The sequence below is a fragment of the Marinobacter sp. BW6 genome (assembly GCF_008107725.1).
In the GTDB taxonomy this organism is placed as follows: domain Bacteria; phylum Pseudomonadota; class Gammaproteobacteria; order Pseudomonadales; family Oleiphilaceae; genus Marinobacter.
On record NZ_VIRN01000037.1, the window covers coordinates 77,284 to 101,557 of the forward strand.

The 24,274-nt window shown below is 56.1% G+C and carries 18 protein-coding genes; 11 read left to right on the forward strand and 7 right to left on the reverse strand.

Annotated elements, in window-relative coordinates; genetic code table 11:
• Positions 1-50 precede the first annotated feature (50 nt).
• The 3 genes from malQ to glgC are packed head-to-tail and all read right to left on the reverse strand — an operon-like array spanning position 51 to position 4,523.
• Positions 51-1,544 (reverse strand): 4-alpha-glucanotransferase, encoded by a 1,494-nt coding sequence (gene malQ / locus FMN52_RS01905; protein ID WP_148607034.1) that lies wholly within the window; start codon positions 1,542-1,544, stop codon positions 51-53.
• Positions 1,541-3,268 (reverse strand): glycoside hydrolase family 57 protein, encoded by a 1,728-nt coding sequence (locus FMN52_RS01910; RefSeq protein ID WP_148607035.1) that lies wholly within the window; start codon positions 3,266-3,268, stop codon positions 1,541-1,543. Before FMN52_RS01910 ends, malQ begins: the two co-directional genes overlap by 4 nt.
• Positions 3,258-4,523 (reverse strand): glucose-1-phosphate adenylyltransferase, encoded by a 1,266-nt coding sequence (glgC, locus tag FMN52_RS01915; RefSeq protein WP_148607036.1) that lies wholly within the window; start codon positions 4,521-4,523, stop codon positions 3,258-3,260. The genes FMN52_RS01910 and glgC overlap by 11 nt, the downstream gene beginning before the upstream one ends.
• A gap of 203 nt (positions 4,524-4,726) precedes the next feature.
• Between glgC and glgB the strand changes: the two genes are divergently transcribed.
• The 3 genes from glgB to glgP are packed head-to-tail and all read left to right on the forward strand — an operon-like array spanning position 4,727 to position 10,658.
• Positions 4,727-6,613 (forward strand): 1,4-alpha-glucan branching protein GlgB, encoded by a 1,887-nt coding sequence (gene glgB / locus FMN52_RS01920; protein WP_148607037.1) that lies wholly within the window; start codon positions 4,727-4,729, stop codon positions 6,611-6,613.
• Positions 6,610-8,073 (forward strand): glycogen synthase GlgA, encoded by a 1,464-nt coding sequence (gene glgA, locus FMN52_RS01925; protein ID WP_148607038.1) that lies wholly within the window; start codon positions 6,610-6,612, stop codon positions 8,071-8,073. The genes glgB and glgA overlap by 4 nt, the downstream gene beginning before the upstream one ends.
• A gap of 32 nt (positions 8,074-8,105) precedes the next feature.
• Positions 8,106-10,658: an alpha-glucan family phosphorylase gene (gene glgP / locus FMN52_RS01930; protein ID WP_148607039.1), complete on the forward strand. Its 2,553-nt coding sequence runs from the start codon at positions 8,106-8,108 to the stop codon at positions 10,656-10,658.
• A gap of 19 nt (positions 10,659-10,677) precedes the next feature.
• Here glgP and FMN52_RS01935 read toward each other — a convergent pair whose 3' ends face one another.
• On the reverse strand, positions 10,678-11,337 hold the full coding sequence (locus tag FMN52_RS01935) for an alpha/beta fold hydrolase (protein WP_148607040.1): 660 nt from the start codon (positions 11,335-11,337) through the stop codon (positions 10,678-10,680).
• Positions 11,338-11,370: 33 nt separating this feature from the next.
• Positions 11,371-12,567 carry a 1-acyl-sn-glycerol-3-phosphate acyltransferase gene (locus tag FMN52_RS01940; RefSeq protein ID WP_148607041.1) on the reverse strand — a complete coding sequence of 399 codons (1,197 nt, stop codon included), beginning with the start codon at positions 12,565-12,567 and terminating at the stop codon, positions 11,371-11,373.
• Positions 12,568-12,784: 217 nt separating this feature from the next.
• On the opposite strand from FMN52_RS01940, the gene recQ reads away from it, so the two are divergent.
• On the forward strand, positions 12,785-14,653 hold the full coding sequence (gene recQ / locus FMN52_RS01945) for a DNA helicase RecQ (RefSeq protein WP_148607042.1): 1,869 nt from the start codon (positions 12,785-12,787) through the stop codon (positions 14,651-14,653).
• Positions 14,654-14,656: 3 nt separating this feature from the next.
• Here the strand turns inward: recQ and FMN52_RS01950 are convergent, their stop codons facing one another.
• Positions 14,657-15,211 carry a YiiD C-terminal domain-containing protein gene (locus FMN52_RS01950; RefSeq protein WP_148607043.1) on the reverse strand — a complete coding sequence of 185 codons (555 nt, stop codon included), beginning with the start codon at positions 15,209-15,211 and terminating at the stop codon, positions 14,657-14,659.
• Positions 15,212-15,398: 187 nt separating this feature from the next.
• On the opposite strand from FMN52_RS01950, the gene FMN52_RS01955 reads away from it, so the two are divergent.
• The 5 genes from FMN52_RS01955 to selD all read left to right on the forward strand — a co-directional run bounded on the left by FMN52_RS01955 (position 15,399) and on the right by selD (position 21,611).
• On the forward strand, positions 15,399-16,352 hold the full coding sequence (locus FMN52_RS01955) for an amino acid ABC transporter substrate-binding protein (RefSeq protein ID WP_148607044.1): 954 nt from the start codon (positions 15,399-15,401) through the stop codon (positions 16,350-16,352).
• 181 nt (positions 16,353-16,533) lie between these two features.
• Positions 16,534-18,054 (forward strand): bifunctional GNAT family N-acetyltransferase/carbon-nitrogen hydrolase family protein, encoded by a 1,521-nt coding sequence (locus tag FMN52_RS01960; RefSeq protein WP_148607045.1) that lies wholly within the window; start codon positions 16,534-16,536, stop codon positions 18,052-18,054.
• Between the two features lie 172 nt (positions 18,055-18,226).
• On the forward strand, positions 18,227-18,625 hold the full coding sequence (locus tag FMN52_RS01965) for a hypothetical protein (protein ID WP_148607046.1): 399 nt from the start codon (positions 18,227-18,229) through the stop codon (positions 18,623-18,625).
• Between the two features lie 41 nt (positions 18,626-18,666).
• Positions 18,667-19,335, forward strand: coding sequence for a helix-hairpin-helix domain-containing protein (locus tag FMN52_RS01970; protein WP_148607047.1), 669 nt, complete (start codon positions 18,667-18,669; stop codon positions 19,333-19,335).
• A complete protein-coding gene (selD, locus tag FMN52_RS01975) occupies positions 19,335-21,611 on the forward strand; it encodes a selenide, water dikinase SelD (RefSeq protein WP_148607048.1) in 2,277 nt (758 codons plus the stop codon). Before FMN52_RS01970 ends, selD begins: the two co-directional genes overlap by 1 nt.
• Here selD and senB read toward each other — a convergent pair.
• Positions 21,608-22,594, reverse strand: coding sequence for a selenoneine biosynthesis selenosugar synthase SenB (gene senB, locus FMN52_RS01980; RefSeq protein ID WP_148607049.1), 987 nt, complete (start codon positions 22,592-22,594; stop codon positions 21,608-21,610). The two genes, selD and senB, sit on opposite strands and share 4 nt — an antisense overlap.
• A 157-nt stretch (positions 22,595-22,751) precedes the next feature.
• On the opposite strand from senB, the gene FMN52_RS01985 reads away from it, so the two are divergent.
• On the forward strand, positions 22,752-23,618 hold the full coding sequence (locus FMN52_RS01985) for a putative selenate ABC transporter substrate-binding protein (RefSeq protein WP_148607050.1): 867 nt from the start codon (positions 22,752-22,754) through the stop codon (positions 23,616-23,618).
• Positions 23,618-24,268, forward strand: coding sequence for an ATP-binding cassette domain-containing protein (locus FMN52_RS01990; RefSeq protein ID WP_148607051.1), 651 nt, complete (start codon positions 23,618-23,620; stop codon positions 24,266-24,268). Before FMN52_RS01985 ends, FMN52_RS01990 begins: the two co-directional genes overlap by 1 nt.
• Positions 24,269-24,274 lie beyond the last annotated feature (6 nt).

A 24,274-nucleotide genomic window follows, 5' to 3' on the forward strand; every position in this document is an offset into this window, starting at 1 on the left:
TTTTATATCGAAAGTTGGGTAGCGCCTATTTGATGCTGATCAAAAAATGTTCAGTCGGATGGGCGACGCCCATGTCGCGTTACCGCTTCAGCTATAATTTTCGACAAGTCTTCCTCAGAAAAATTCCAGTCCAGTTGCCAGATCCAGTTATTTGTCATGGTGCCCGGTGTGTTGAACCTGGCCTCGGTTCCAAGCCCCATGAAATCCTGCATGGGGACGACGGCCAGGGAGCATACCGACCGGAACGCAGCTTCAATGACCGGCCATGGCATACCTTCACCGGTGGTTCCAAGATAATCATTCACGTAGCGCCGGGTACCATCGTCCAGGCTCCGATACCACCCCAACGTGGTGTCATTGTCGTGGGTGCCGGTGTACACCAGATCCCGGGGATGGTGATTATGCAGCAGGTGGGGATTATCCGTGCTGCCATCAAAACCAAACTGCATCACCGTCATCCCTGGCAGGTCGAACCGTTTGCGAAGCTCTTCCACATCTTCACCGATAATGCCCAGATTTTCGGCGACCAGTGGCAAATCCGGGAACCGCTTGAAGCAGGCGTTGAGAAAATCGTCGGCAGGTCCGGGAACCCAATAGCCGTAACGGGGTTGCGGCGCCTCCGCCGGTATCTCCCAGTAAGCCTGAAGTCCCCTAAAGTGATCTAACCGGATCAGGTCGAACAGATGGCGCTGGCTTTCCAGCCGTTCCAGCCACCATTGATAGCCTTCTTGCGCCATGGCCTGCCAGTCATAGAGCGGGTTGCCCCAGTGCTGGCCTTCGGCGGAAAAATAGTCGGGGGGAACGCCGGCAACGACCGTCGGTTCCCCCCGAGCATCAAGTTTGAACAGATGCCGGTTGGCCCAGACTTCGGCGCTGTCGTGAGCCACGAAAATAGGAATATCACCAAAGAGTAAAATGCCTTTGTCCCTGGCATAGTCTCGTAACGCCTGCCACTGGTGATTAAACAGGAACTGCTCAAACCGTATGCGAGCCAGTCGTGCCTGGTTCTGGTCAATAAATGCCGTGAGTGCGCCCGGCTCGCGATCTCTCAGCGGCTCTGGCCACTGGAGCCAACCCGGTGAGTCCTGGGTCTCGCGGATTGCGCAGAACAGGCAGAAATCATCCAGCCAGTAGTCGTTTTTGGCCCGGAACTCCTCGAAACCCGCCAGATCAAGACCGCTCTGGGATGGCTGATGCCCGTCGAAAAAGCGCTGGGCGGCGATATCCAGAAGCTGGCGACGGGATTCGGCGATGGGTTGAGCCAGCTCCGCATCTGCCAGCAGGCCAACCTGCAACAATTCTGACAGGTCGATTAGATCCTGATTGCCTGCGTGGGCACTCAGAGATTGATAGGGAGAAAGATCCCGGTGTGTTGGGCCGATGGGCAGAGTCTGCCACACGGTGATACCACTGGCGGCCAGGAAATCAACGAAGCGGCGCGCGCCGGATCCCAGAACACCCAGTGTGCCCGGGAGGCAGGTTGGATGCAGCAGGACACCCGCCCTTCTGACACTGAACAGGTCGTTGGCTCCGGTTGAAGTCATGCCAATGTATCCGCCTCGTGCCCTGGTCGCATGGTTCCGCCACGGGCGGGTTCTCCGCTGCCCTGGCTTAGTTGCTGGAATACCGAAGGCGGTGCCGGGTACCCGATCATTTCATAGAGATTTACCAGGTGGCGGCGGTACAGATGCTCGAAGTCGCTGACTATCTGGGCCGGGTTATAGTCACCAAACCACCAGAACCAGTCAGACCCTTCACAGATCGCCAATTGCTGCATGGCGGCCTCTTTTTGTTCGGAATTGAGGCTGCCGTTATCCATTACCCGGTCGAAATGGGTTTTGGCTTCACACAGCAGATCCCATGCTCGATTCTTATCCGGATCACCAATCCAGGTGGAGAAAGTACCGTAAATCCAGCTACCAGCCACCAGATGCGGCAAATGAACCGGTTCAGTTACTGGATGCGCAACCAGATCCGCGTACGTGGTCAGTGTCAGCTTGGGATGGTTCGCCAGTACCCGGTAAAGTTCGTTCAGAAAATGAAAGCCGTTTTCCGGGTAATATTCCCAGGCGTTTTCGCCATCCATGATCACGGAAATCACCTGCCGCGCTTTGCCTTTCCCTTGCCCGGCAATGTTCTCCATATGATGAACCAGATCGCCAACAGCATCCTTGGCGTGCCAGTCTGCGTAGGTAAAGCCGATAAGGTCAGACAAGCCGTCATCCCGGAAGAATACAGCCGTGGACGAGTCGCCAAAGATATAGGGCTGATGGATACCGGCATCCGGCAAATCCGGGTTTTCTTCCCTGGCGCGGTTAAGGCTGTTGTGCACTACGGAATCCCCGCTGGCCGTCCATCGGAATTGATGGTCACCCAGCAAGCCGAGGGTGGCCTGGCTGAGACCGCCCTCGGAGGCCCAGCAGCCGGACGGATCAATGCCGAAGAAGCGTTGGAACACCGCTCTTGCCTGCTGGAGTTGCCAGCCAGCGCGGTCTTCACCACCTGGATAATGACTATGTAACGGCAGGGCAATGTCAGGCATGGCCTCGCGGGCAGACGCCAGATCAATCAGCAGAGGCAGCATGGCATGAGTATAGGGGCTGACAGAGAGCTCAACCTGGCCTTTCTGGGCCAGGTGCCGGTACCTGGGACCAATGCCCGACAAAACATCAAAGATGACATCCAGCAGTGCTCGACGGTCATCCATCGAGAAGTTATGGCCTTTCTCCTGAAGGCTCTGAATGCAGTGGCTTTTTCGGCGGATGGTCTCCCCCATCCAGCCAATGTGGTACCAGACCAGAAGGTCCGACAGCAAGCGGCTGGAAATGTACCTCTGCAGTTCGGGCTTCCCGCGATAAACCTCGGTCAGCTCAGCCAGTCGTGCATAGGCAGGATAACGGTTGATGATCCGGTCCCGATTGGCCCGCAGGGATTTCTCCATCAGGCCCAGAAAAGCGGGGGTCCCGGTTTCCGGAAGCTCCTCCGTTACCAAAGCGGCCAGCAGAGGATCACCAATCTCCCCTGAGCCATGGCGCCAGCGCTCGATCTGGATCAGGTAGGTCTCAATCTGCTCAAGCAGAACAGGTGCGAAATTGACCACTGCCCTGGCTTCAGGATTGGCTTCCAGATGCGCAGCCATATCGCTGTAATCCTTGATGGTGTGCAGATACACCCAAGGGAAGAGGAACTGATCGGTGCGCATGTCCTGATAGGACGGCTGGTGCATGTGCCAGCAAAGTACAACCGGCGTTTTCGGTTCAGAGGCCATGGGGATAATCCTGCCCGAGCATCTCCGGCGTGATCAGCACGACACCCTTGGGAGATACATGAAACCGTTTCCGGTCTTCGGCATCATCAAACCCGATCCGCGTACCTTCCGGAATTCGGCAGCCACGGTCGATAAGGGCGTTGCGTATGTGGCAGTGACGGCCAACCTCGACATCCGGGTAGATGACCGAATCTGATATTTCACTGAAGGAATGCACCTTAACCTGTGAGAACAGAAGGGAATGTTTCACCAGAGCACCTGAGACGATACAACCGCCGGCCACCATGGAATCCACTGCCATTCCGCGCCGATTTTCGTCGTCGAATATGAATTTTGCCGGTGGCAACTGCTCCTGGTACGTCCATATTGGCCAGTGAGAATCATAGAGGTTCAGCTCCGGGCTGATGCCAATCAGCTCAAGGTTCGCCTGCCAGAGCGCGTCTACGGTGCCCACGTCCCGCCAATAGGCCGGCTTGTTCTGAACAGGGTCGCGGAACGGGAACGCCACCACCCTCAGACGTTGGATCACGGAGGGAATAATGTCTTTGCCGAAATCGTGGGAAGATTCTCCCTCCATCTTCTGGTCGCGCATCAATTCATCAAAAAGCACCTGGGTGCTGAACACGTAAATACCCATGGAAGCCAAGGCCTTGCCGGGTTGTCTGGGCATAGGTTTGGGGTGTTCCGGCTTTTCCACGAATTCAGTGACTCTGAGTTCATCGTCCACAGACATCACACCGAATGCGGAGGCTTCATCAATGGGTACTTCGATACACCCCACCGTGATGTCGGCATCATTCTCAACGTGATGAGCGAGCATGGTGCCGTAGTCCATCTTGTAGACGTGGTCCCCTGCCAGAATCAGCACATACTCCGGACGGTGGCTGCGTATGATGTCGAGATTCTGAAGCACGGCATCGGCCGTTCCTTCATACCAGGAGGTTTCGATGCGCTGTTGCGCGGGTAAAAGCTCCACAAATTCATCCAGCTCCCCCCGAAGAAACCCCCAGCCCCGCTGGATATGGCGGATCAGGGAATGGGATTTGTATTGGGTGATCACCCCAACCTGTCCGATGCCAGAGTTGATGCAGTTCGAAAGTGGAAAATCGATGATCCGGAACTTGCCGCCAAAGGGTACCGCCGGCTTGGCGCGCCACTTGGTGAGATCGTAGAGGCGGGAGCCCCGCCCTCCCGCAAGAACCAGTGCGAGAGTCTGACGAGTGAGACGACTGACGAAACGCTGGGCCGTTTGCATAGCTGCTTCCCTGAAGAAAACCTTCCCTGTGACCGGTCGTTTAACCGCAAGGGTTTGCCACGGTTTTTACGCTTTGAACTATATTAGAACACTAGCACGGAATTATGACGTAAACTTGTTTTGGGTCATTTTTTAAACAGCACCTTTCGCGTCCAATGAACGGACGCACAATGCGCTCCACCTGGTCAGGAACAGCACGGTCTATGGACAGCCCAACGCTCAGTGAATTCGACCTCCATCTCTTTGCCGAAGGCCGGCACTGGCACATCTACAATGTGCTGGGCGCCCACGCCTGCAAGAGCCAAGGTGTGGAGGGGGTGCGATTCGCTGTCTGGGCGCCTCACGCGAAATCCGTCAGCGTTATCGGGGATTTCAACCAATGGAATCCCGGCTCCCACCCAATGGATTTGCACGAAGGAACCGGTGTCTGGTCCAGCTTTATTCCGCGAATTGGCACTGGCACCCTATACAAATTTGCCATCACCACGGAGAAAGGCCACCGGCTGCTAAAAACCGATCCCTACGGACAGGCTTTCGAATTAAGGCCCTCTACCGCCGCCGTGGTGACTGAGCGCGGCCACTTTGGCTGGGGCGATGGCGACTGGCTCGCCCGGCGCGGCAGCTGGAACTGGCAGGATTCCCCCATCTCAATCTACGAAATTCATGCCGCCTCTTGGCGCCATCACGGATCTGGCAGATGGCTGACCTATCGCGAACTCGCGGACCAACTGATTCCCTATGTGTTGGAAATGGGCTTCACCCACATAGAGCTTTTACCGGTGACTGAACACCCCCTGGATGAATCCTGGGGGTACCAGACCACTGGCTACTATGCTCCGACCAGTCGTTTCGGCAAACCGGACGATCTCCGCTACCTGGTAGACCAGTGCCACCGGCACAATATTGGCGTGATCCTGGACTGGGTGCCGGGGCACTTCCCCACCGATGAACACGCCCTCGCCCGGTTTGATGGCAGCGCACTTTATGAGCATGAAGATCCTCGGAAGGGGCGCCATCAGGACTGGGGCACTCTGATCTACAATTACGGCCGACACGAGGTACGTAACTTTCTGATCGGCAGCGCCCTGTTCTGGCTGGATGCCTTCCATATCGATGGACTGCGGGTAGATGCCGTGGCGTCCATGCTTTATCTCAACTATTCCCGCAAGGAAGGCGAGTGGTTACCTAACGAACACGGTGGCCACGAAAATCTGGAAGCCATCGAGTTTCTCCGGGAACTGAATCGGGTCTGCCAGAGCCGATTTCCGGGAACGCTGGTTTGTGCGGAAGAATCCACGTCATGGCCGCGTGTGACCCGGCCACCGGAAATTGGCGGTCTGGGGTTCAACCTGAAATGGAATATGGGCTGGATGCACGACACCCTGGATTATCTGACGCAGGATCCGGTGTATCGCCAGTATCACCACGAGAAGCTGACCTTCGGGCTGATTTATGCCTTCTCGGAGAATTTCCTGCTGCCGCTGTCCCACGACGAGGTGGTTCATGGCAAAGGCAGCCTGATCAATAAGATGTCCGGCGACGAATGGCAGCAGCGGGCTTCGCTAAGGGTGCTATTCACCTATATGTTCAGTTACCCCGGCGCCAAACTGCTCTTTATGGGTGGTGAATTTGGCCAGCGTCAGGAATGGAGCGAATCCCGGGAGCTGGATTGGACCCTGTTGGCGTATCCCGAGCACCAGGGAATCAAAAAATTGGTCCAGGATCTGAACGGCGTCTACCGGCGGGAAGTTTCGCTGCACGGTGCCAGCTTCGCTCCGGATGGTTTCGAATGGATCGATTGTCATGATTCCCCCCAGTCCGTGATCAGCTTCCTGCGCACGGCCAAGGGAGAGACGTCGGTTATTGTGGTCAATTTTACCCCCATGCCCAGGCACCACTATCGGATCGGGCTACCCCAGGGTGGGGACTGGCGTGAAATTTTCAATTCAGATTCGGCGTACTACGGAGGCAGCAACCTCGGTAATCCCTACTCTATGCCTGCGGACCAGCAGCCCTGGATGAACCGTGACTGGTCTCTGGAGCTGACCTTGCCGCCCTTGGGAGCAATTATCCTGAGGCCGGAGTTATGATCCGGGTTCTTTTTGCCACCAGTGAGGTTTATCCACTGGTGAAAACCGGCGGTCTGGCTGATGTTTCCGCCAGTCTTCCGGAAGCTCTGTGCCGCCTGGAATACGATACCCAGATCCTCCTCCCGGGGTACCCGGATGCCCTGAAGGCGGCTCGCAAGGCTGGTTCCCGCAGGAAAGCCCGGTTCCAGGTGGGGCAATACAATGTCAGCCTCTGGCAGACAAGATTGCCGGGCACCGCAGTCACGCTCTGGTTGGTGGATTGCCCGCCTTTGTTTGATCGCCCTGGCAACCCCTACAAGAACGAAGACGGTAAGGACTGGTGGGACAATGCCCATCGGTTTGAGTTGTTGGGAAAAGTGGGCGCCATGATCGCCATGGGTGAAGCCGGGCTGACCTGGAAGCCGGATGTGGTGCACTGCAATGATTGGCAGACCGGACTGATACCGGTGTTCCTGGAAGCCTACCAAGACAGACCCGGCACAGTCTTTACCATTCATAATCTCGCCTACCAGGGCCTTTTTTCCCATGAGACCTTCCGGGCTCTGGGCCTGCCTGACTCACTCTGGCGCCTGGAGCAGCTGGAATTCTACGGCCAGCTGTCGTTTATCAAGGGCGGCCTGGTATTCAGTGACCGGATAACCACTGTAAGCCCGGGCTACGCTCGGGAGATCCAGACGCCTGAGTTCGGGAATGGTCTTGATGGCCTGCTCAGGCATCGGCAAGACGCATTGACCGGCATCCTGAATGGCATCGATACCCGGGTCTGGAACCCTGAGGAAGATCCGGAGCTACCCTTCCACTATGGCCGGGATCATCTCAAGAACAAGACCCAGAGCCAGGCCAGTCTGCAGCAGGAGCTGGGGCTGGAGGTAAACGGCGGCCCAGTACTGGGCTTTATCGGTCGACTGGTGGAGCAGAAAGGCGTGGACTGGCTGGTGACCGTGATGCCGGATTTGCTGGAACAGGGTTGCCAGTTTGTCATTCTCGGATCCGGGGAAGCGCGCTACGAAGAGCCTCTGAAACAACTTGCGCGGCAATGGCCAGGACGAATGTCGCTCACACTGGGTTATAACGAGGGCCTCTCCCATCGAATCACTGCCGGCTGTGATCTGTTCCTGATGCCCTCGAGATTCGAGCCCTGCGGGCTCAACCAGATGTACAGCCTCAGGTACGGCACGATTCCAGTAGTACACCGTGTTGGCGGTCTGGCCGATACCGTGCAGGACCCGCAGGACGCCGGAATCGACAAGGCGAACGGATTCACTTTTACGGGTGCCAACGCTGAGTCGCTGCTGGCCGCCGTGAACCGGGCGCTGCAGGTTTTCAAAAACCGCAAACAATGGCGACGGTTGCAGTCAAACGGAATGGCAATCGACTATTCCTGGAAGCAGCGGGCTCGTACCTATGGCGATCTGTATCAGACCATTCTCAAAGAACGTGATCAACAACAGCTGGATTAGCGCGAGCGTTTGCCCGCCTGGAAGCAACCAACATGCATAAAGCAACGGAATTCCGACTTGAGGCCCACCCCCTGATTCCAGAACCCCTGGAACGATTGGAGGAGCTTGCCAACGATCTTTTTTATAGCTGGGACCATGGGGTGCGTAGCCTGTTTGCCCGGATTGACCTCGGCCTCTGGCAGAAAGTAGAGCACAATCCGAAGCTTTTCCTCCGGCGAGTGGCCCAGGATCAGCTCGACGAGGCCTCCGAAGACCGGGCATTTCTGGCCGAGTATCGCCGAGTGCTGAGCAGCTACGATGCGTACCTGGAGGCCGGCCCCGGGCCGGAAGTCACGGAAAAACTGGACCCTGAACAGGCCCTGGTAGCCTATTTCTGCGCCGAATTCGGCTTCCACGAGAGTTTTCCCATCTATTCTGGCGGTCTGGGCATTCTGGCCGGGGATCACTGCAAAGCCGCCAGTGATCTCGCCCTTCCCTTTGTGGCCGTCGGCCTGTTGTACCGGCAGGGCTACTTTATACAGAGTATTGATGCCCATGGTCATCAGATTGCGCGCTATCAGTCCCATTCCAGTGATGAGCTGCCAATCACACCGGTCGAAATCGACGGTCAGGTGCTCAAGGTTTCTGTTCCCTTCCCTGGTCGTGATGTGGTGGCACGGGTTTGGGAGGCGCGGGTTGGCCATATCCGCTTGTACCTGCTGGACAGCAATACCGGGGAGAACAGCCCCGAAGACCAGGACCTGACGCTGCAGTTGTATGGTGGCGATGAATCTACTCGCATCAGCCAGGAAATGCTGCTTGGCATAGGTGGAACCCGGATTCTGGCTGCATTGAACCTGAAGCCGACGGTCTGGCACATTAATGAGGGCCATGCTGCGTTTCAGATTCTCGAACGCTGCCGACACACCATGGCGATGGGCATGAGTTTCGAAGCGGCTCTCGAAGCGGTTGCCAGCGCCACCCTGTTTACGACGCACACACCGGTACCAGCCGGACACGACATCTTCCCAAGGGCTCTGGTTCACCACGCGCTTGGGCGCTACCTCGAAGAGGCGGCACTGGATTTCGAGCAGGTCTTTGCGCTGGGGGCGAAGGACGGCGGCGACAGCTTCAACATGACCAGTCTTGGCCTGCGTGGTTCCCGATTCCACAACGGCGTCAGTCGTATTCATGGTGGCGTTGCTTCCCTTATGGAAGGCGACATCTGGCCCCAGGTGCCGGCAGCGGAAAATCCTATTGGATACATCACCAATGGTGTACACGTGCCCACTTTCCTGGCGCCAGAATGGTCCAGCCTCTTCGATATCCAGGCGCCCACCTGGCAAAGCGAGCTCAAAAATCCGGAGTTCTGGGAATTTATCGACCAGGTCCCGGATTATCACTATTGGAGCGTTCACAAAGCACTGAAGCAGCAAATGGGCGAGTACATTGTCCAGCGTCTGAAACGCCAACATAAGCGCAATGGCACCGGCCATTCCGTGACAGACCGAATGACTCGTCAGTTGATCTCCTCAGAAAAAGACACTCTGGTCATCGGTTTTGCCAGACGGTTCGCCACCTATAAGCGCGCAACGCTGATCTTTTCGGATCTTGAGCGGCTGGAGCGGATTCTGACCGACGCGGACCGCCCCGTGGTTCTGGTTTTCGCCGGCAAGGCCCACCCCAAGGACAAACCCGGGCAGCAGCTGATCAAAGTTATCCACGATCTCTCTATGCATCCCTCATTGATGGGGCACCTGATCCTGTTGGAGGACTACGACCAGGCCATGGCTCGCCGGCTACTCAGTGGCGTAGACGTGTGGCTCAACACCCCGGAATACCCCAAGGAAGCCAGTGGTACCTCTGGTGAGAAAGCCGCTCTGAACGGTGCCCTGAATCTCAGCGTACTTGATGGCTGGTGGGGAGAAGGCTACGACGGTAATAATGGCTGGGGAATACCGCCAAGGGATACCGAGCTGGACCCGGAGTTCCGCAACGAAGAAGAAGCCCGGGACCTGATTGATCTCATCGAGTTCGAGGTGGTGCCCCTGTATTATGATCGAGCATCCCAAGGGTTCTCGAAGGGCTGGGTCGAACGTTCCAAGGCTTCGATGAAATCCATAACGCCACGCTTCAACGCCCAGCGAATGGTGATGGACTACGTGAATAATTATTACCAGCCTGCTTCAAGCCAGGGTGCGCTTCTGATGGCCGATGACGGTCAGGTTGCGATCGGGCTGGCAGACTGGAAAGCAAGGGTAAGGCATGCCTGGCCAGGCGTTGACCTGCGGGTAGTTGGCTGCGTGGAGTCCTCGTGTCCCCATGACGGTGCCGTGGAACTTCGGGTAGAGGCAGCACTCAATGGCTTGTCAGCGGAGGATGTTCGGGTCGAATGCCTGGTCAGCCCTGAATGTGTCGGAACCCACAACAGTTCCGGGCCTGACAGCTTTTTCCTTGAGAAAGACAGTGAGTCTGAGGGCCGAACCGTATTCGCCACGCGTGTGCAGCCACCCTATCCTGGCTTGCAGACCCTCACGCTGCGGATGTATCCGTATCACGAGTCGCTGAGCCATCCACTCGAAATGGGCGCCATGCTCTGGGTTTAATCCAGAGCATGGTCGTACCTCACAGCAGGTGCCGGCGAATGAATCGGCCGATATCCTGTATTTCTTCAAGGCACACGCTGTGTTCCATGGGGAAGGTCTGGTAAGAAGGGTCATAGCCCATCTCTTTCAGTGACTCGACGCTGCGTACGCCCAGTGATTCCGGGACCATTGGGTCGAACGTTCCGTGATACACGCTGATGGGCACATCGGCGTTCGCCGAGGAGCGCTCAACGGTGTCTGCGGTTGCGAAGTAGGTTGAAAGTGCAAGAACACCACCCAACCGTTCCGGATAGCTGAGCCCCAGCTCGTAGGCAACCGCCCCGCCCTGGGAAAATCCGGCGATGATGATCCGCTCCGCCGGAATGCCCTTTTCTTTTTCATACTCCACCAGTTTGGCCACCGCATCGGCAGAGGCTCGTAACTGTTCGGTATCCACCACGCGGTCGATGTCCATCGCCTTGATGTCGTACCATGCTGGCATGGACATCCCGCCGTTAATGGTGACAGGCAGGTTGGGTGCATGGGGGAAAATGAAGCGAACCGCGGCATCATCCGGAAGGCCCAGTTCCGGAACCACCGGTTCGAAGTCGTGGCCGCTGGCACCAAGTCCGTGAAGCCAGATAACGGCTGCGGTCGGGTTTTCTCCGGTTTCAATTTCGATGTACTGAAGATCCTGCACGGTTTACCTCTCGTCTGAAAATTGGGTGCCGGCTTACTCGGAAAGATCGGTTGTCTCAGCGTTGGCCTCAAGCGCGGTGACCACTGGATTGGCGTACATATCCAGCAGATAAGGCCGGATGGCCGGATCGCAGGCTTCAAGACGCCTCTCCATCTCGGCCCCGGCAGCTTCCATCTCCGCCGGTGACCAGGTTTCGGCGGTGACCACCGAATCGCTGACAGTATCCGGTGTATCGTGGGCCTGGGGATGAAGTCCACGTTGCTGGTAAGCCACCAGGTTTGAGGCATGCAGGTGATAGTTCGCATGCATTTCCCGATCTATACGGCCTGCCAGGTCTTTCGGGTTGTCCGGTGAATCATGAATTGGGGCACCAAAGTGCACATGCACATGGCCCTTGAAACCGGTCAGTCCCTTCATGATTTGTTCGGTGTCCTCGCCCTCCCGCTTGACGTATTGACCGGTTCTGGCCCGGGTTTCCAGTTCCAGAGCCTTGTCAGCATCACAGGGATCGTATTCATAGGCTATAGAGACCGGCACAACGTGCAACCGGTTCATGGCTTCGCCGAAACTGAGCCCGCTTTTTTTACGGCTCATGTAGAACATCTTGATAATGGCCGGATCGGTGAAATCAAGGCCGTCTTTCGCGCGACCTTCACGTTGGGCAATCCAGATGCTGTGATTGGTGTCAATGCTGTGGTTGATGAAGCCGGAGAGCGTGATGTAGGCATCACGCATCTCGCGTGGGCTGGTCATGCTCCGGCGTACCACAAAGCTTTTGTTTAACCGCATCATTTCGGCAAACACCCGGTTCGCAAGCAGATTGTCGCCGATAGCAATCCGGGTGGTGTGGAATCCGTTCTGGAACAGAAGGTAGTTCACTACCATGGGATCGAAAACAATGTCCCGATGGTTCGAGATAAACAGGTAAGCGCCTTGCTTGTCGAGGTTTTCAAGCCCGCTGGAAGTCACTCGTGTGGTGGTGCTATCGACCAGTTCACCCACGTAGCCAGAAAGCCCGGCCTGGAGATCATCAACTCGGGTGAAGTGGCCAAAATGACTGCTGAGCCACCGACGAGTAAATACACGCAGCATGGCCGGTGCCCAGCGTGCCAGCGTCGGAGACTTGAAGCGACCGACCATATCCAGAAATTCCTGATCGTTGACCAGGCGGTTAATGGCAGCGCCGGTTTCTTCGTCCGAATACGGACGGATGGCATCAAATTCCTGCATGGAAGCCCTGTTGTTATCAGTGTCTGTCACAATATGGCGTGAAATGGTGGTTCAAAAACGCGGTATTGTAGCGTTTCTTCCACTGCTTTGCCTCCATCCGGCACATGGGTTTGCTGGCCAACCGTCAGGGTTAATCTGGTATCATTGGCAACCGCGCCGAACCCGGCAATTCACCCGTCCAAATACAGCGGCTCCACGCCGATGAACCGGTTATTCTATGTATCTTGATCAGGATTTCGAACAGCTTTCCACCGAGCGCCCCACCACCTCGGGACGTGATCCGGAACAGGTGCTGCACGAAGTCTTCGGTTATGAATCTTTCCGGCCGCTGCAGGGTGACATCATCCGGGAAGTATCGGAAGGCCGCGATGCGCTGGTGCTCATGCCTACTGGCGGGGGTAAATCCCTCTGTTATCAGGTGCCGGCACTGGTCCGTTCGGGCACGGCGATTGTTATATCGCCCCTTATTGCTTTGATGCAGGACCAGGTTGCGGCACTGAAAGAACTCGGGGTAAGGGCTGCGTTCCTCAATTCCACCATGGATTTCGAGCAGGCCCGGGCCACCGAGTACGCACTGATGACCGGCGAACTGGACCTTCTGTATTGCGCGCCGGAGCGCCTGATACAGCCGCGCACCATCGAATTGCTCCATGATGCCTCCATCTCGCTGTTCGCCATTGACGAAGCCCATTGTGTGTCACAGTGGGGTCACGATTTCCGCTCCGATTACCTCCAGCTCAGCATGCTGGCAGAGCAGTTTCCCGGCGTCCCGCGCATTGCCTTGACGGCAACAGCCGATGAGCGAACCCGAAAGGAGATTGCTGAACGGCTGTCGCTGACCGAAGCACGACACTTCGTCAGTGGATTTGACCGCCCGAACATTCAATACCGAATTGCACCAAAAATAAATGCAAACAAGCAGTTACTGGACTTTATTAAAGCCGAGCATGACGGTGACTGCGGCATCGTTTACTGCCTGTCCCGCAACAAGGTGGACGCTACCGCGAAAACCCTGGCCCAGAAAGGCTATACCGCTCTGCCCTACCATGCCGGTCTTTCCGCGGAACAACGGGCACATCACCAGGAGCGCTTTCTGCGTGAAGACGGAGTTATTATTGTCGCCACCATCGCCTTCGGGATGGGTATCGATAAACCCGATGTGCGTTTTGTCGCTCATCTGGACCTGCCCAAGAGTCTTGAAGCCTACTACCAGGAAACCGGCCGGGCAGGACGGGACGGCAAGCCGTCGACCGCCTGGATGGTGTATGGCCTGCAGGATGTGATCAAACTTCGGCAAATGCTTGAGAGCTCTCAGGGCAACGACCAATTCAAACGGGTTGAACGCCAGAAGCTGGACGCCATGCTGGGACTCTGTGAGGTCACCAGTTGCCGCCGTCAGGTGTTACTGCGCTATTTCGGAGACGAGCTCGAGGCTCCCTGCGGCAACTGCGACACCTGCCTCAACCCGCCCGAAACCTGGGATGGGACTGTGGCTGTGCAGAAAGCGTTGTCCTGTGTATTCCGTACTGGCCAGCGTTTTGGCGTAACCTACCTGATTGACGTGCTCAGGGGCTCTGAAAACGAGCGTATTTTGCAATCCGGTCATCACCAGGTTTCAACTTACGGTATAGGCACAGAACTCAGCGCTAACGAATGGAAATCCGTCTTCCGCCAACTGGTGGCCAACGGCTACCTTCGCGCAGATCCGGAGGGATATGGCGCGCTCCAATTGACGGAACAGTGCCGGCCACTGTTAAAAGGTCGGCAGACTATTGAGCTGCGCAAGGATCCGGTGGCCAAGAAAACGGCGGGCCGGGCCTCTGGAGGCAACTCCAGCACCTCGGTCAAAGACCAGATTACCGACCAGGCTGGCTGGGAAGCCCTTAGGGCCTGTCGCAAGGAGCTGGCAGACAAACAGGGCGTACCTCCCTACGTCATTTTTCATGACACGACCCTGTTCGGCATGCTTGAGCGCAAGCCGCGCACACTGGAAGAGCTGGCAGAAGTCAGCGGCGTGGGTGCCGCCAAACTGGAAAAATATGGCGAGATCTTCCTGCAGACCATAGCCAGCCTTGACCACGCCTGATCCTCAGGCCTCTGCCTTGAAGCCCTTCTTGCGCACCCGATAGTGAGCGATAGAGGTAGCCACCTGGTTGCCCTCCTCGTCCTTCAGCGTTCCTTCCAGGGTGAATTTGGCCCGGCCGGTTTCGTCGGCGTCTGCAAGAATGCCTGCTACGGTTTCTGGCGGCAGCGTGAATTCCACGGTGACGTCACTGTTGGCCGGCTTCAGGAACTGCAGGGTCATTTCCTTGAGGATAGGAGTGTAGGTGGGGCCCAGGTCAAACAGGGTCAAAACGCCACCGGGGATTTCAGCCACCAGGAAATAGGCGCCCGCGTAGAGGCTGCCGAAGTGGTTTTTGTTGCCTTTCAGGCGGATTTTTGCCCGTACATAGCCTGGTCTCACCTCTTCAACGCTGAAGTTGTTCCGCGGTGCAAAGGGAATGGAAAGGCCGATGATCTTGTTCACCGCTGCATATCCGCCGGTTTTCTTGAGCCAGGCCAGCGGGCTGGCCAATGTGGCCTTCGGGTCTGCGCTGGCCACCCACTGGCCAGTGGCGCCGATTAGGTTATCGATAATTGCCATTTCCATGCTCCGTTGTTTCGTCGGAGCAGATGATTACAACGGTATGCTGTGGTCGCAAGAATCTTTTACAATTTTTTTGGACATGGTCCGATTTATTTTTGAGTTTGTGTTCTAAAGTGAGGGATGCCCATGTGAATCAAGACGGTTACTTGGCCAGCGTTTCCAAGATGAAGAAAGGATCTCTGATTTGGAATGTTATCTGCCCGTTCTCGTGACATGCTTCCGCCTCCGGAAGCTGGTGCTTCGCCTATCGGTTCTGAGTCTCTGCCTCTTTATAGCGCCTCTGTCGGCTAAAACACCAGTCACAGGCGTAGCGCAAGCTACCCGTCAGGAATATGTGCTTTGGTACCGGAACTACGACAGCCCTGCTGTCCGCGCTCTGGTCGAGTTGGCCTTGCAGAAAACCCCGGAGTACGGCGAGTTCCGGATCATCCGAAGTGAGGAACTGAGCCAGGGGCGGGTGCTTCGCGAACTGGCCGATGGTCAGTCCCGTCTGGTTGATATTGCCAATGTAGCCACGTCGGCAGAGCGTGAGGATTTCCTGACCGCAATCCCGTTCCCGGTTGACGGCGGCCTCCTGGGCTTTCGGGTATGTGTCGTTCAGCCGGAATCCTTGCCCAGGTTTGCCGACATTGAGAATCTGGAGGATCTTCGCGCCCGTAAAATCCGCATCGGCCAGGGCTCGCATTGGCCAGACACACCGGTGCTCGAAGCCAACGGCATTCCGGTGGTTACCCACTCTCGATACGAAATACTGTTTGGGATGCTGCGCAACGAACGCTTTGATTGTTTTGCCCGGGGCGTGAGCGAGGTGCTCTACGACCTGGAAATGGAACAGGACCCAAACCTGGTGATCGAGCCCAATTTGCTGATCGCCTACCCCATGCCCTCCTATCTTTTTGTCGGCCCGAAGGATCACGAGACTGCTCATCGCTTGCAACTGGGGATTGAGCGCGCAATCCTCGATGGCAGTTTCAGCGAGTTCCTCAAGCGCTATTACGCCCGCGCAGTCAAGGAGCTCAACCTCAACAGGCGTCAGGTAATCGCTCTAGAAAATCCTTTCCTGAGCGAGGAATCGCGCTATGTAGGGCGCAGCACACTCGAAAACCTGCGCCGGCGCCTCGACCTCTTCAGTCACTGACGTCTGCTCCTCTGAGGCAGTCGCAATCTGGGACGTCATCTGGTTGATCGAGGTGATAGCCTTATCAATTTTATGTGCCGGCCCGCGATGCGAAGTCTTTAGCGGCTTCTGTTAAACTTTGACACTATTAACGCAAACGTTGAGCGTGTCCTCACTCCATAACGAACGGGAGCCGAACTGAATGGCCCATGAAGAACTTCATCTCAACCTCCGGAACCTGAAGCTTGAAGATTACGAACAGCTTCAGGAACTGATGGATCGCGTCTACGACGACATCGGAGGCGCCTGGCCCAAAGACACCATCAAGGCATTGGTGGAACAGTTCCCTGACGGTCAGATCTGCATTGAGGAAAGTGGCCAGCTCATTGCGGTCGCGCTTACCGTCTGTGTGAAGTACGAGCGCTTCAGCAACCCGCACACTTACGACGATCTTATCCTCAGGAACGAGAAGATCTGGCACAACGCCAATGGCGACTCTCTTTATGGTCTGGATGTCTTCATTCACCCCGACTATCGGGGTTACCGCCTGGGTCGTCGACTCTACGAAGCCCGAAAGGAACTCTGCCGCTCCATGAATCTGCGGGCCATTCTCGCCGGCGGGCGCATACCAAGCTACTTCAAGTACGCCGAACAATATTCCCCGGAGGAGTACATTCAGCGGGTAGACCGGAAGGAAATCTACGACCCCATTCTGAGCTTCCAGCTCTCGAACGACTTCCAGGTCACCCGGCTGATGCATAAATACCTTCCGGAGGACGAAAAATCCCAGGGGTACGCCACGCTATTGGAATGGCGGAACATTCTTTACACGCCACCCTCCCCGGTTCTGAGCGTCAAGAAGACGCAGGTAAGGCTCGGCGCCGTACAATGGCAAATGCGTGAATTCACCTCGGTTGAGGAAGTACTGGAGCAGGTGGAATATTTCGTAGATGCATTGTCTGATTACAAAAGTGACTTTGCGATCTTTCCGGAATTTTTCAACGCGCCACTTATGGGTCTGACCGACCAGATGGATCAGACTCGGGCCATTCGATTCCTGGCTGGCTTTACCCAGCAATTCCGGGAAGAAATGTCTGAAATGGCGGTGAGTTACAACATAAACATTATTACAGGCTCCATGCCGTTGATCGAGAACGACCGGGTGTACAACGTCTCGTATCTGTGCCATCGGGATGGGCGTGTCGATGAGCAGCGCAAAGTCCACATAACGCCCCACGAACGCCGCGATTGGGTCATTGAGGGCGGCAGCCAGTTCGAGGTCTTTGAAACCGATGCCGGCCGGGTGGCCATCATGATCTGCTATGACATTGAGTTCCCGGAGTTGGGCCGAATGGCTGCCAGCCACGAGGTCGATATCATCATGGTGCCCTTCTGGACAGATACGAAGAACGGCTACCTGCGAGTTCGCCAGTGTGCCCAGGCCCGGGCAATCGAAAACGAATGCTATGTCGTAATCACCGGCAGTGTCGGCAACCTGCCGAAAGTCGAGAACCTGGACGTCCAGTATGCCCAATCGTCCGTATTCTCGCCGTCGGATTTCGCCTTCCCGCACGATGCAGTGATGGCCGAAACAACGCCCAATACGGAGATGATCATGTTCTCCGATATGGATCTGGAGAAATTGAAGTTGGTTCGCAACGAGGGGTCTGTCACTAATCTGAAAGATCGCCGTACTGATATGTACGAGTTGAAAACCAAATAAACTGGCCTGATTCGCCAAGTAAGAATGTTAAATCACTGCGTTAGCGGTCGAACGTATAGCACTGACGGCGTTGCAAAACCAAAACTCAGTGTCTATTGTTTAATCAATATCCAGCCTGTCTCCCGATGAGACAGGTTGCTGTGGATACGGAAATCACCAGAGAGTCTGATTCATGAACGAAGCATTGCCGGACCTTGTCGCCCGATTCCGAGTCAGACAGGGCCTTTTCCGAAAGGAACTTGTCGAGGCTGAGCTCTACGAGCTGGACGGCTACGGTTGTGTTATGAAAACCGACAAAGTGTTCAATCCCGGTGATACCGTCGTTTTGGACCTGGTCATGGACATGCCGTTTGACAAGATCCGTGCGGAAGGCCTCGCCGGCCTGGTGACCGAACGCAGGAAACACTGCAGCAATTTCTTTTACTCCATCGATTTCGTGGAGCTGGACTCCAATGGAAACTCTTCTTTGGCGGAAAAGCTCCGTAGAATTCGCGAAGTGGTATCCAAAAAGCAGTCACTCAAATCACGTCGTTCCCCAGGTCCCATATCCGGTTTCCGGCAAATGGCCTAAGTCTGATTTTTCGAAGAAACCCGTCCGTAAGGAGACATTCCATGGCGAAGAAAGCCAAACAGAACGTTGATAAGATCGTCAAAAAGGTCAACAAGGAGTTCGAAAAGACGTCCTCCCAAATTGAGGGCCTGGTAAACGATGCGCTGAAGCAGTTCGACAGCCTGCAGAATCAGGTTCAGGAGCCGGTTCGCAAACTGCTGAAGGAAATTGACGAGCTTCGCGACCGCGAGATGAAGCGTTTCCACGAAGAGTTCGAGCGCCGCCTTGAGGAGTTCCACGAACTGCAGAGCAGCATCCTGGAGAGACTGGGTGTGGCTTCCAAAGAAGCGGGAGAAGAAGTAAAGAAGCTCACGGATGAAGTGAGCAAGGAAGCCAGTACAGCGGCGAAGAAATCCGCGCCGAAGAAAACCACTAAAACGGCCTCCAAAGCAAAAGCGTCAACCAGCAAGTCTGCGACCAAAAAGCCTGCGGCTAAGAAGCCTGCTGCCAAGAAAGCGCCGGCTGCCAAAGCTGCCAAGCCAGTAGATAAGAGTAACCTGACGCTCGTTAAGGGTATTGGTCCGGCCACCGCCAAGAAGATGAAGGACGCGGGTATCACCTCCATCGACCAGATCGCCAATCCGTCTGCGGAAGACCAGGAAAAGCTTAAGGCCTTCTCGAACGTCAAGGGATACAGCCAGTTTACCGCTGAAGCCAAGAAAATCAGCTGATGCGAACGCCTGACCAGCCTGTATTACGGGACATTGTCCTGATTGGCGGCGGGCACAGTCACGTCGGGGTACTGAAACGGTTCGCAATGAATCCGGTTCCCGGCGTGCGCCTGACCCTCATCTGTCGCGACACCCACACCCCCTATTCCGGCATGTTGCCCGGCTACGTGGCCGGCCATTACAGCTACGATGATGTTCACATTGATCTGAGCCGTCTGGCCGAATACGCAGGCGCCCGGTTTTATCGTGCCGAGGCCATGGGTATCGACCGCGAACGGAAACGGGTTATCTGCCGTGGTCGTCCGGATGTGCCCTACGACATTCTTTCCATCAACATTGGCTCTTCGCCCCGGGTCAATGAAGTGGAAGGCGCCTCTGAGCATGCGGTCCCGGTAAAACCGATTACCGGTTTCAATAATCGCTGGCTTGCCTTGCTCTCCCGGATTGAAAACCACGACGGGCCGCTTACCGTGGCCGTAGTAGGCGCCGGCGCCGGTGGGGTCGAACTGACCCTCGCCATGCAGTTCCGCTTGAAAAACGAGCTGAAACAGCGTGGCAAGGATCCCGGCCAGCTGCATTTTCATCTTTTTGACGCCGCTGACGAAATCCTTCCAACCCACAACCCGAAGGTTCGCGAGGTCTTCCGCAAGACGTTGTCGGATCGTGGTGTAAAGGTTCATCTGGGCTCGCCGGTGAGCAGAGTTCAGGAAGGGTTATTGGCCACGGAATCCGGTGAAACCCTGCAAACCGACGAAGTTCTCTGGGTGACCCGGGCAGGTGGTCCCGAGTGGTTGAAGGACACCGGCCTGGCCCTGGATGACGGGCTGTTCCTGCGGGTACGGGATACCTTGCAGGTGGAGAACGACGACAGCATCTTTGCCGCCGGCGATATCGCCAATGTGCTGAATCACCCGCGGGAAAAAGCCGGCGTGTTCGCTGTACGGCAAGGCCCTCCCCTGGCCGATAACCTCAAACGCCTGGCGACCGGCAAAGATCCGAGGAACTTCTACCCCCAGAAAAAGTGGCTGGCGCTGATCAGCACTGGCGATAAATACGCTGTTGCCTCCCGAGGGGATGTTCAGTTCGATGGCGCCTGGGTCTGGCGCTGGAAAGACTGGATTGATCGCCGGTTCATGAAAAAATTCAACGACCTGCCGCCCATGGAGGAAGAATCCAAGCTGCCGGATACCGCTGCAGCGCAGAACGCTGAGGAAGCTTCCCAGGCTATTTCCGCTGTTGCCATGCGTTGCGGCGGGTGTGGAGCCAAGGTGGGCAGTACGGTTCTTTCGCGGGCGCTGGGGGAACTCAAACCCATCGAGCGGGACGATATCCTGATTGGCCTTCATGCCCCCGACGATGCGGCTGTTTTGAAAGTGCCACCCGGCAAGGCCGTTGTTCACACGGTGGACTTCTTCCGCGCCTTTATTGATGACCCCTATATTTTCGGGAAGGTCGCGGCCAATCACAGCCTGGGTGACGTGTTTGCGATGGGGGCCGAGGCCCAGAGTGCCACCGCCGTTGCCACGGTGCCTTATGGCATTGAATCCAAGGTTGAAGATGTGGTTTACCAGATGATGTCCGGCGCCGTTGAGGTTCTGAACGAAGCCGGGTGCGCGCTGGTTGGCGGCCATACCGGAGAAGGCAAGGAACTGGCGCTGGGTTTTGCGGTAAACGGCCTGATCGACCCGGAAGAGGTCATGAGCAAGGGAGGGCTGAAAGCCGGCGACGCACTGATCCTTACCAAGCCTATAGGCACCGGTACCCTGTTCGCCGCCCATGCAAAACTGGCGGCCAAGGGCCGGTGGATCGATTCGGCCCTGGCCTCTATGGTTCAGTCCAATAAGGCGGCGGCGGACTGTCTCAGAAAATTCGGTTCAAAAGCCTGTACAGATGTCACCGGGTTCGGCCTGCTTGGGCACCTGGTTGAGATGACCAAACCCTCTGGCGTCGATGCCGAGCTGGATCTTTCTGCCATTCCGATCCTGCCGGGTGCCGAGGAAACTGCAGCAGCGGGCATCCTCAGCTCTCTGCAGCCGGCAAATATCCGACTACGCCGGGGTATCCGGGATCAGGAAAAGTGGGTCAACCATGCACGGTATCCGCTGATCTTTGACCCGCAAACCGCAGGCGGGCTTCTGGCCAGCGTTGCTGCAGACAATGCCGAGGAGTGTGTCCGGGAATTGAAGGCCCTGGGCTACCCTCACACCGCCATTATCGGGCGAATTACAGCCCAGGATGAGTCCGGCCCTATTGAGCCCATTTCCCTGAGGGATTAACGCCTCTGTGAGCAGCGCTGCATTGCAAGATGCAGCGCCTGCTCCAGGGACGCCTGTTCCTTTTCCGGCACAAAGTACCCGGCCAGCTGACTAACCTGATTTTTGAGAGTGGCCAGAAATTCCGGATCCTGCTCTGCGCGATAAAGGATATGTGCCAGCGCGCGCTCGTTACCGACCGGGAAATAGCCGGCGTAGTCTTTCCCAAGCAGACCGACATTACCGGGAATGTCTGATGCGATCACGGGTAGGCCGGCCCGGCAGGCCTCGGATACCACGTTTGCACCACCTTCCATGACTGAACTGATGACCATGATCTGGCTGTTTGCCATCAATTGTCGGGTGTCGGCTTTCTCTAACTCTCCGAGCCAATGGAAACGCGGGTTTTCCGCCATTTCCTGTTCCGCTTTGCTTTGCCAATCTCCATTGTGTGGCTTACCGGCGCAGACTATCTGTATCTGCGAGTCTTCCGGCAGTAATCGCGCAGCATAGGCCGCCCGCAGTGAATCCTTCTCGTCCCGCAGATGGCCGATCACAGATGCCCGGAATATGTCGCTATCGCCGTCCGCTTCTGGCGCCGGAAAGGACTCCGGCCCATCCGCTGACTGGTAAAGCGTAACCAGTTTGCCCCCAAAGTTGGCGGGGATGTCATCAGTCACAAGGTTGTGCAGACCGATAAGCGCATCCGCCACGTCCATGGAATACAGGGTGTCTTCCGGGTACTCGTGCTGGTGGAGATAGATATCGGTGCCTGTGAGTGCCACAATCAGGGGCTTTCCCGGCCAGGTTTTACGGAACCGCCGGACGGCTGTGACACTGCGCCATGCATGCAGGGCTATAAAGGCATCACAGGCCTCACCGCCGTATTCGGTAATTACATCTACCGAATGCCCGGCATTTTCCAGCAAAACCTTCCATCGCTCCGCCGTTGCGCGGTTACCGGCTTTCGATCCCGGCTTTGCTGGTGTGATCAGTATTAAATGCATTTGCAACCGCCCGAAATCAAAAAATTCTGCCCTGAGCCAATCAAACCCGTATACCGTATAGCTGTTCAGAGTTAACTCGAATAAAGGTATCCTTCTTCGAAGGGAGCCGCTCGGTTAGACTCCTCTCTCTAAATATCCGATTCGACAAGGAAAAACCATGACCCACAATCTTATACGGAAATTGCTGATTATTGGTCTTTGTTCTCTGTTTGCAGCAACTGCCTCTGCCCAAACGTTCATCTTTACCGCAATTCCGGACGAAGATGAAACCAAGTTAGTCGAGCGTTTTCGGGGCATTGCGGACTATCTGTCTGAGGAGTTGGATGCAGACGTAAAGTACATCCCCGTTAAGTCCTATGCAGCAGCCGTTTCTGCGTTCCGGAACAACCAGGTGCAATTGGCCTGGTTCGGCGGTCTGTCGGGCGTTCAGGCGAGGTCTCTCGTACCCGGTTCGCAGGCAATCGCTCAAGGCACCGAGGATCAGGCCTTCTATGTCTATTTTATTGCTCATGAGAGCACTGGCCTGGATCGTGCAGACAGCTTGCCACAAGAAGTACGTGGTAAGACCTTTACCTTCGGATCAAAGGGCTCAACTTCCGGGCGTTTGATTCCTGAGTACCACATCCGCGAGACGTTTGGAGAAGCACCCGAGGATGTCTTTTCCCGCGTCGGCTACAGCGGCAACCATACTCGTACCCTTCGTCTGGTCGAGTCCGGCACCTATGAAGTGGGCGCGATGAACTTCGCGGTCTGGGAAAAGGAACTGGAAAACGAAAACATTGATACCGACGCTGTAAAGGTCATCTGGAAAACACCCGGTTTCCCCAATTATCAGTGGAGCATCCGTGGCGACGTGGATGAAAACTACGGCGAAGGCTTTACCGATCGCGTCCGTGAGGCCCTGCTCTCGCTCGATGATCCTGAGTTGCTTGAGAGCTTCCCACGTTCGGCATTTATTCCCGCCTCAAACGACGATTATGAGCCGATTCGCAAAGTAGCGAAAGAAATCGGAATCATTGATTGATGGCAGGCTTTGATCTCTCAGGCCTGACGGCCTCTTTTGGGGGTGAGCGGGTTATCGGGCCCCTCACCCTCAAGGTAAAGGAGGGAGATCAGGTTGCTCTGGTCGGTAAGAGTGGTGCAGGCAAGTCCACTCTGATCCGGCTCATTCACCAGAGAGTGGATGGGCAGTCGTCTCTTGTCCCTCAGGACCTTGGTCTGGTCAACGCTCTTCCGGTTTTCCACAACGTTTTTATGGGGCAACTCGACAAGCATTCTACCTGGTACAACACCGTTACCCTTGTGCGGCCATTCAAACAGGATAGAAAACAGGTTCTGGAGCTGCTGGATGCACTGAGAATGTCAGAGAAGCTCTGGATTCCCACAGCTTCGCTCTCCGGCGGACAGCGCCAACGGGTGGCTATTGCCCGGGCGCTGTATCGTAACGCCCCCGTTTTATTGGCAGACGAGCCCATCTCAGCACTGGACGGACCAATGGCGCACCATGTCATGCAATTGCTGAGAGACCGCTTCAAAACCAGTGTTATCGCGCTTCACGATGTGGAAATGGCGATGAAGTACTGTAACCGCATAGTTGGCATCCAGAATGGGCAGGTTGCCCTGGATGAGCCCACTGACCAATTGGCGGCCGCAGACATTATGTCGCTGTACTAGGATCTG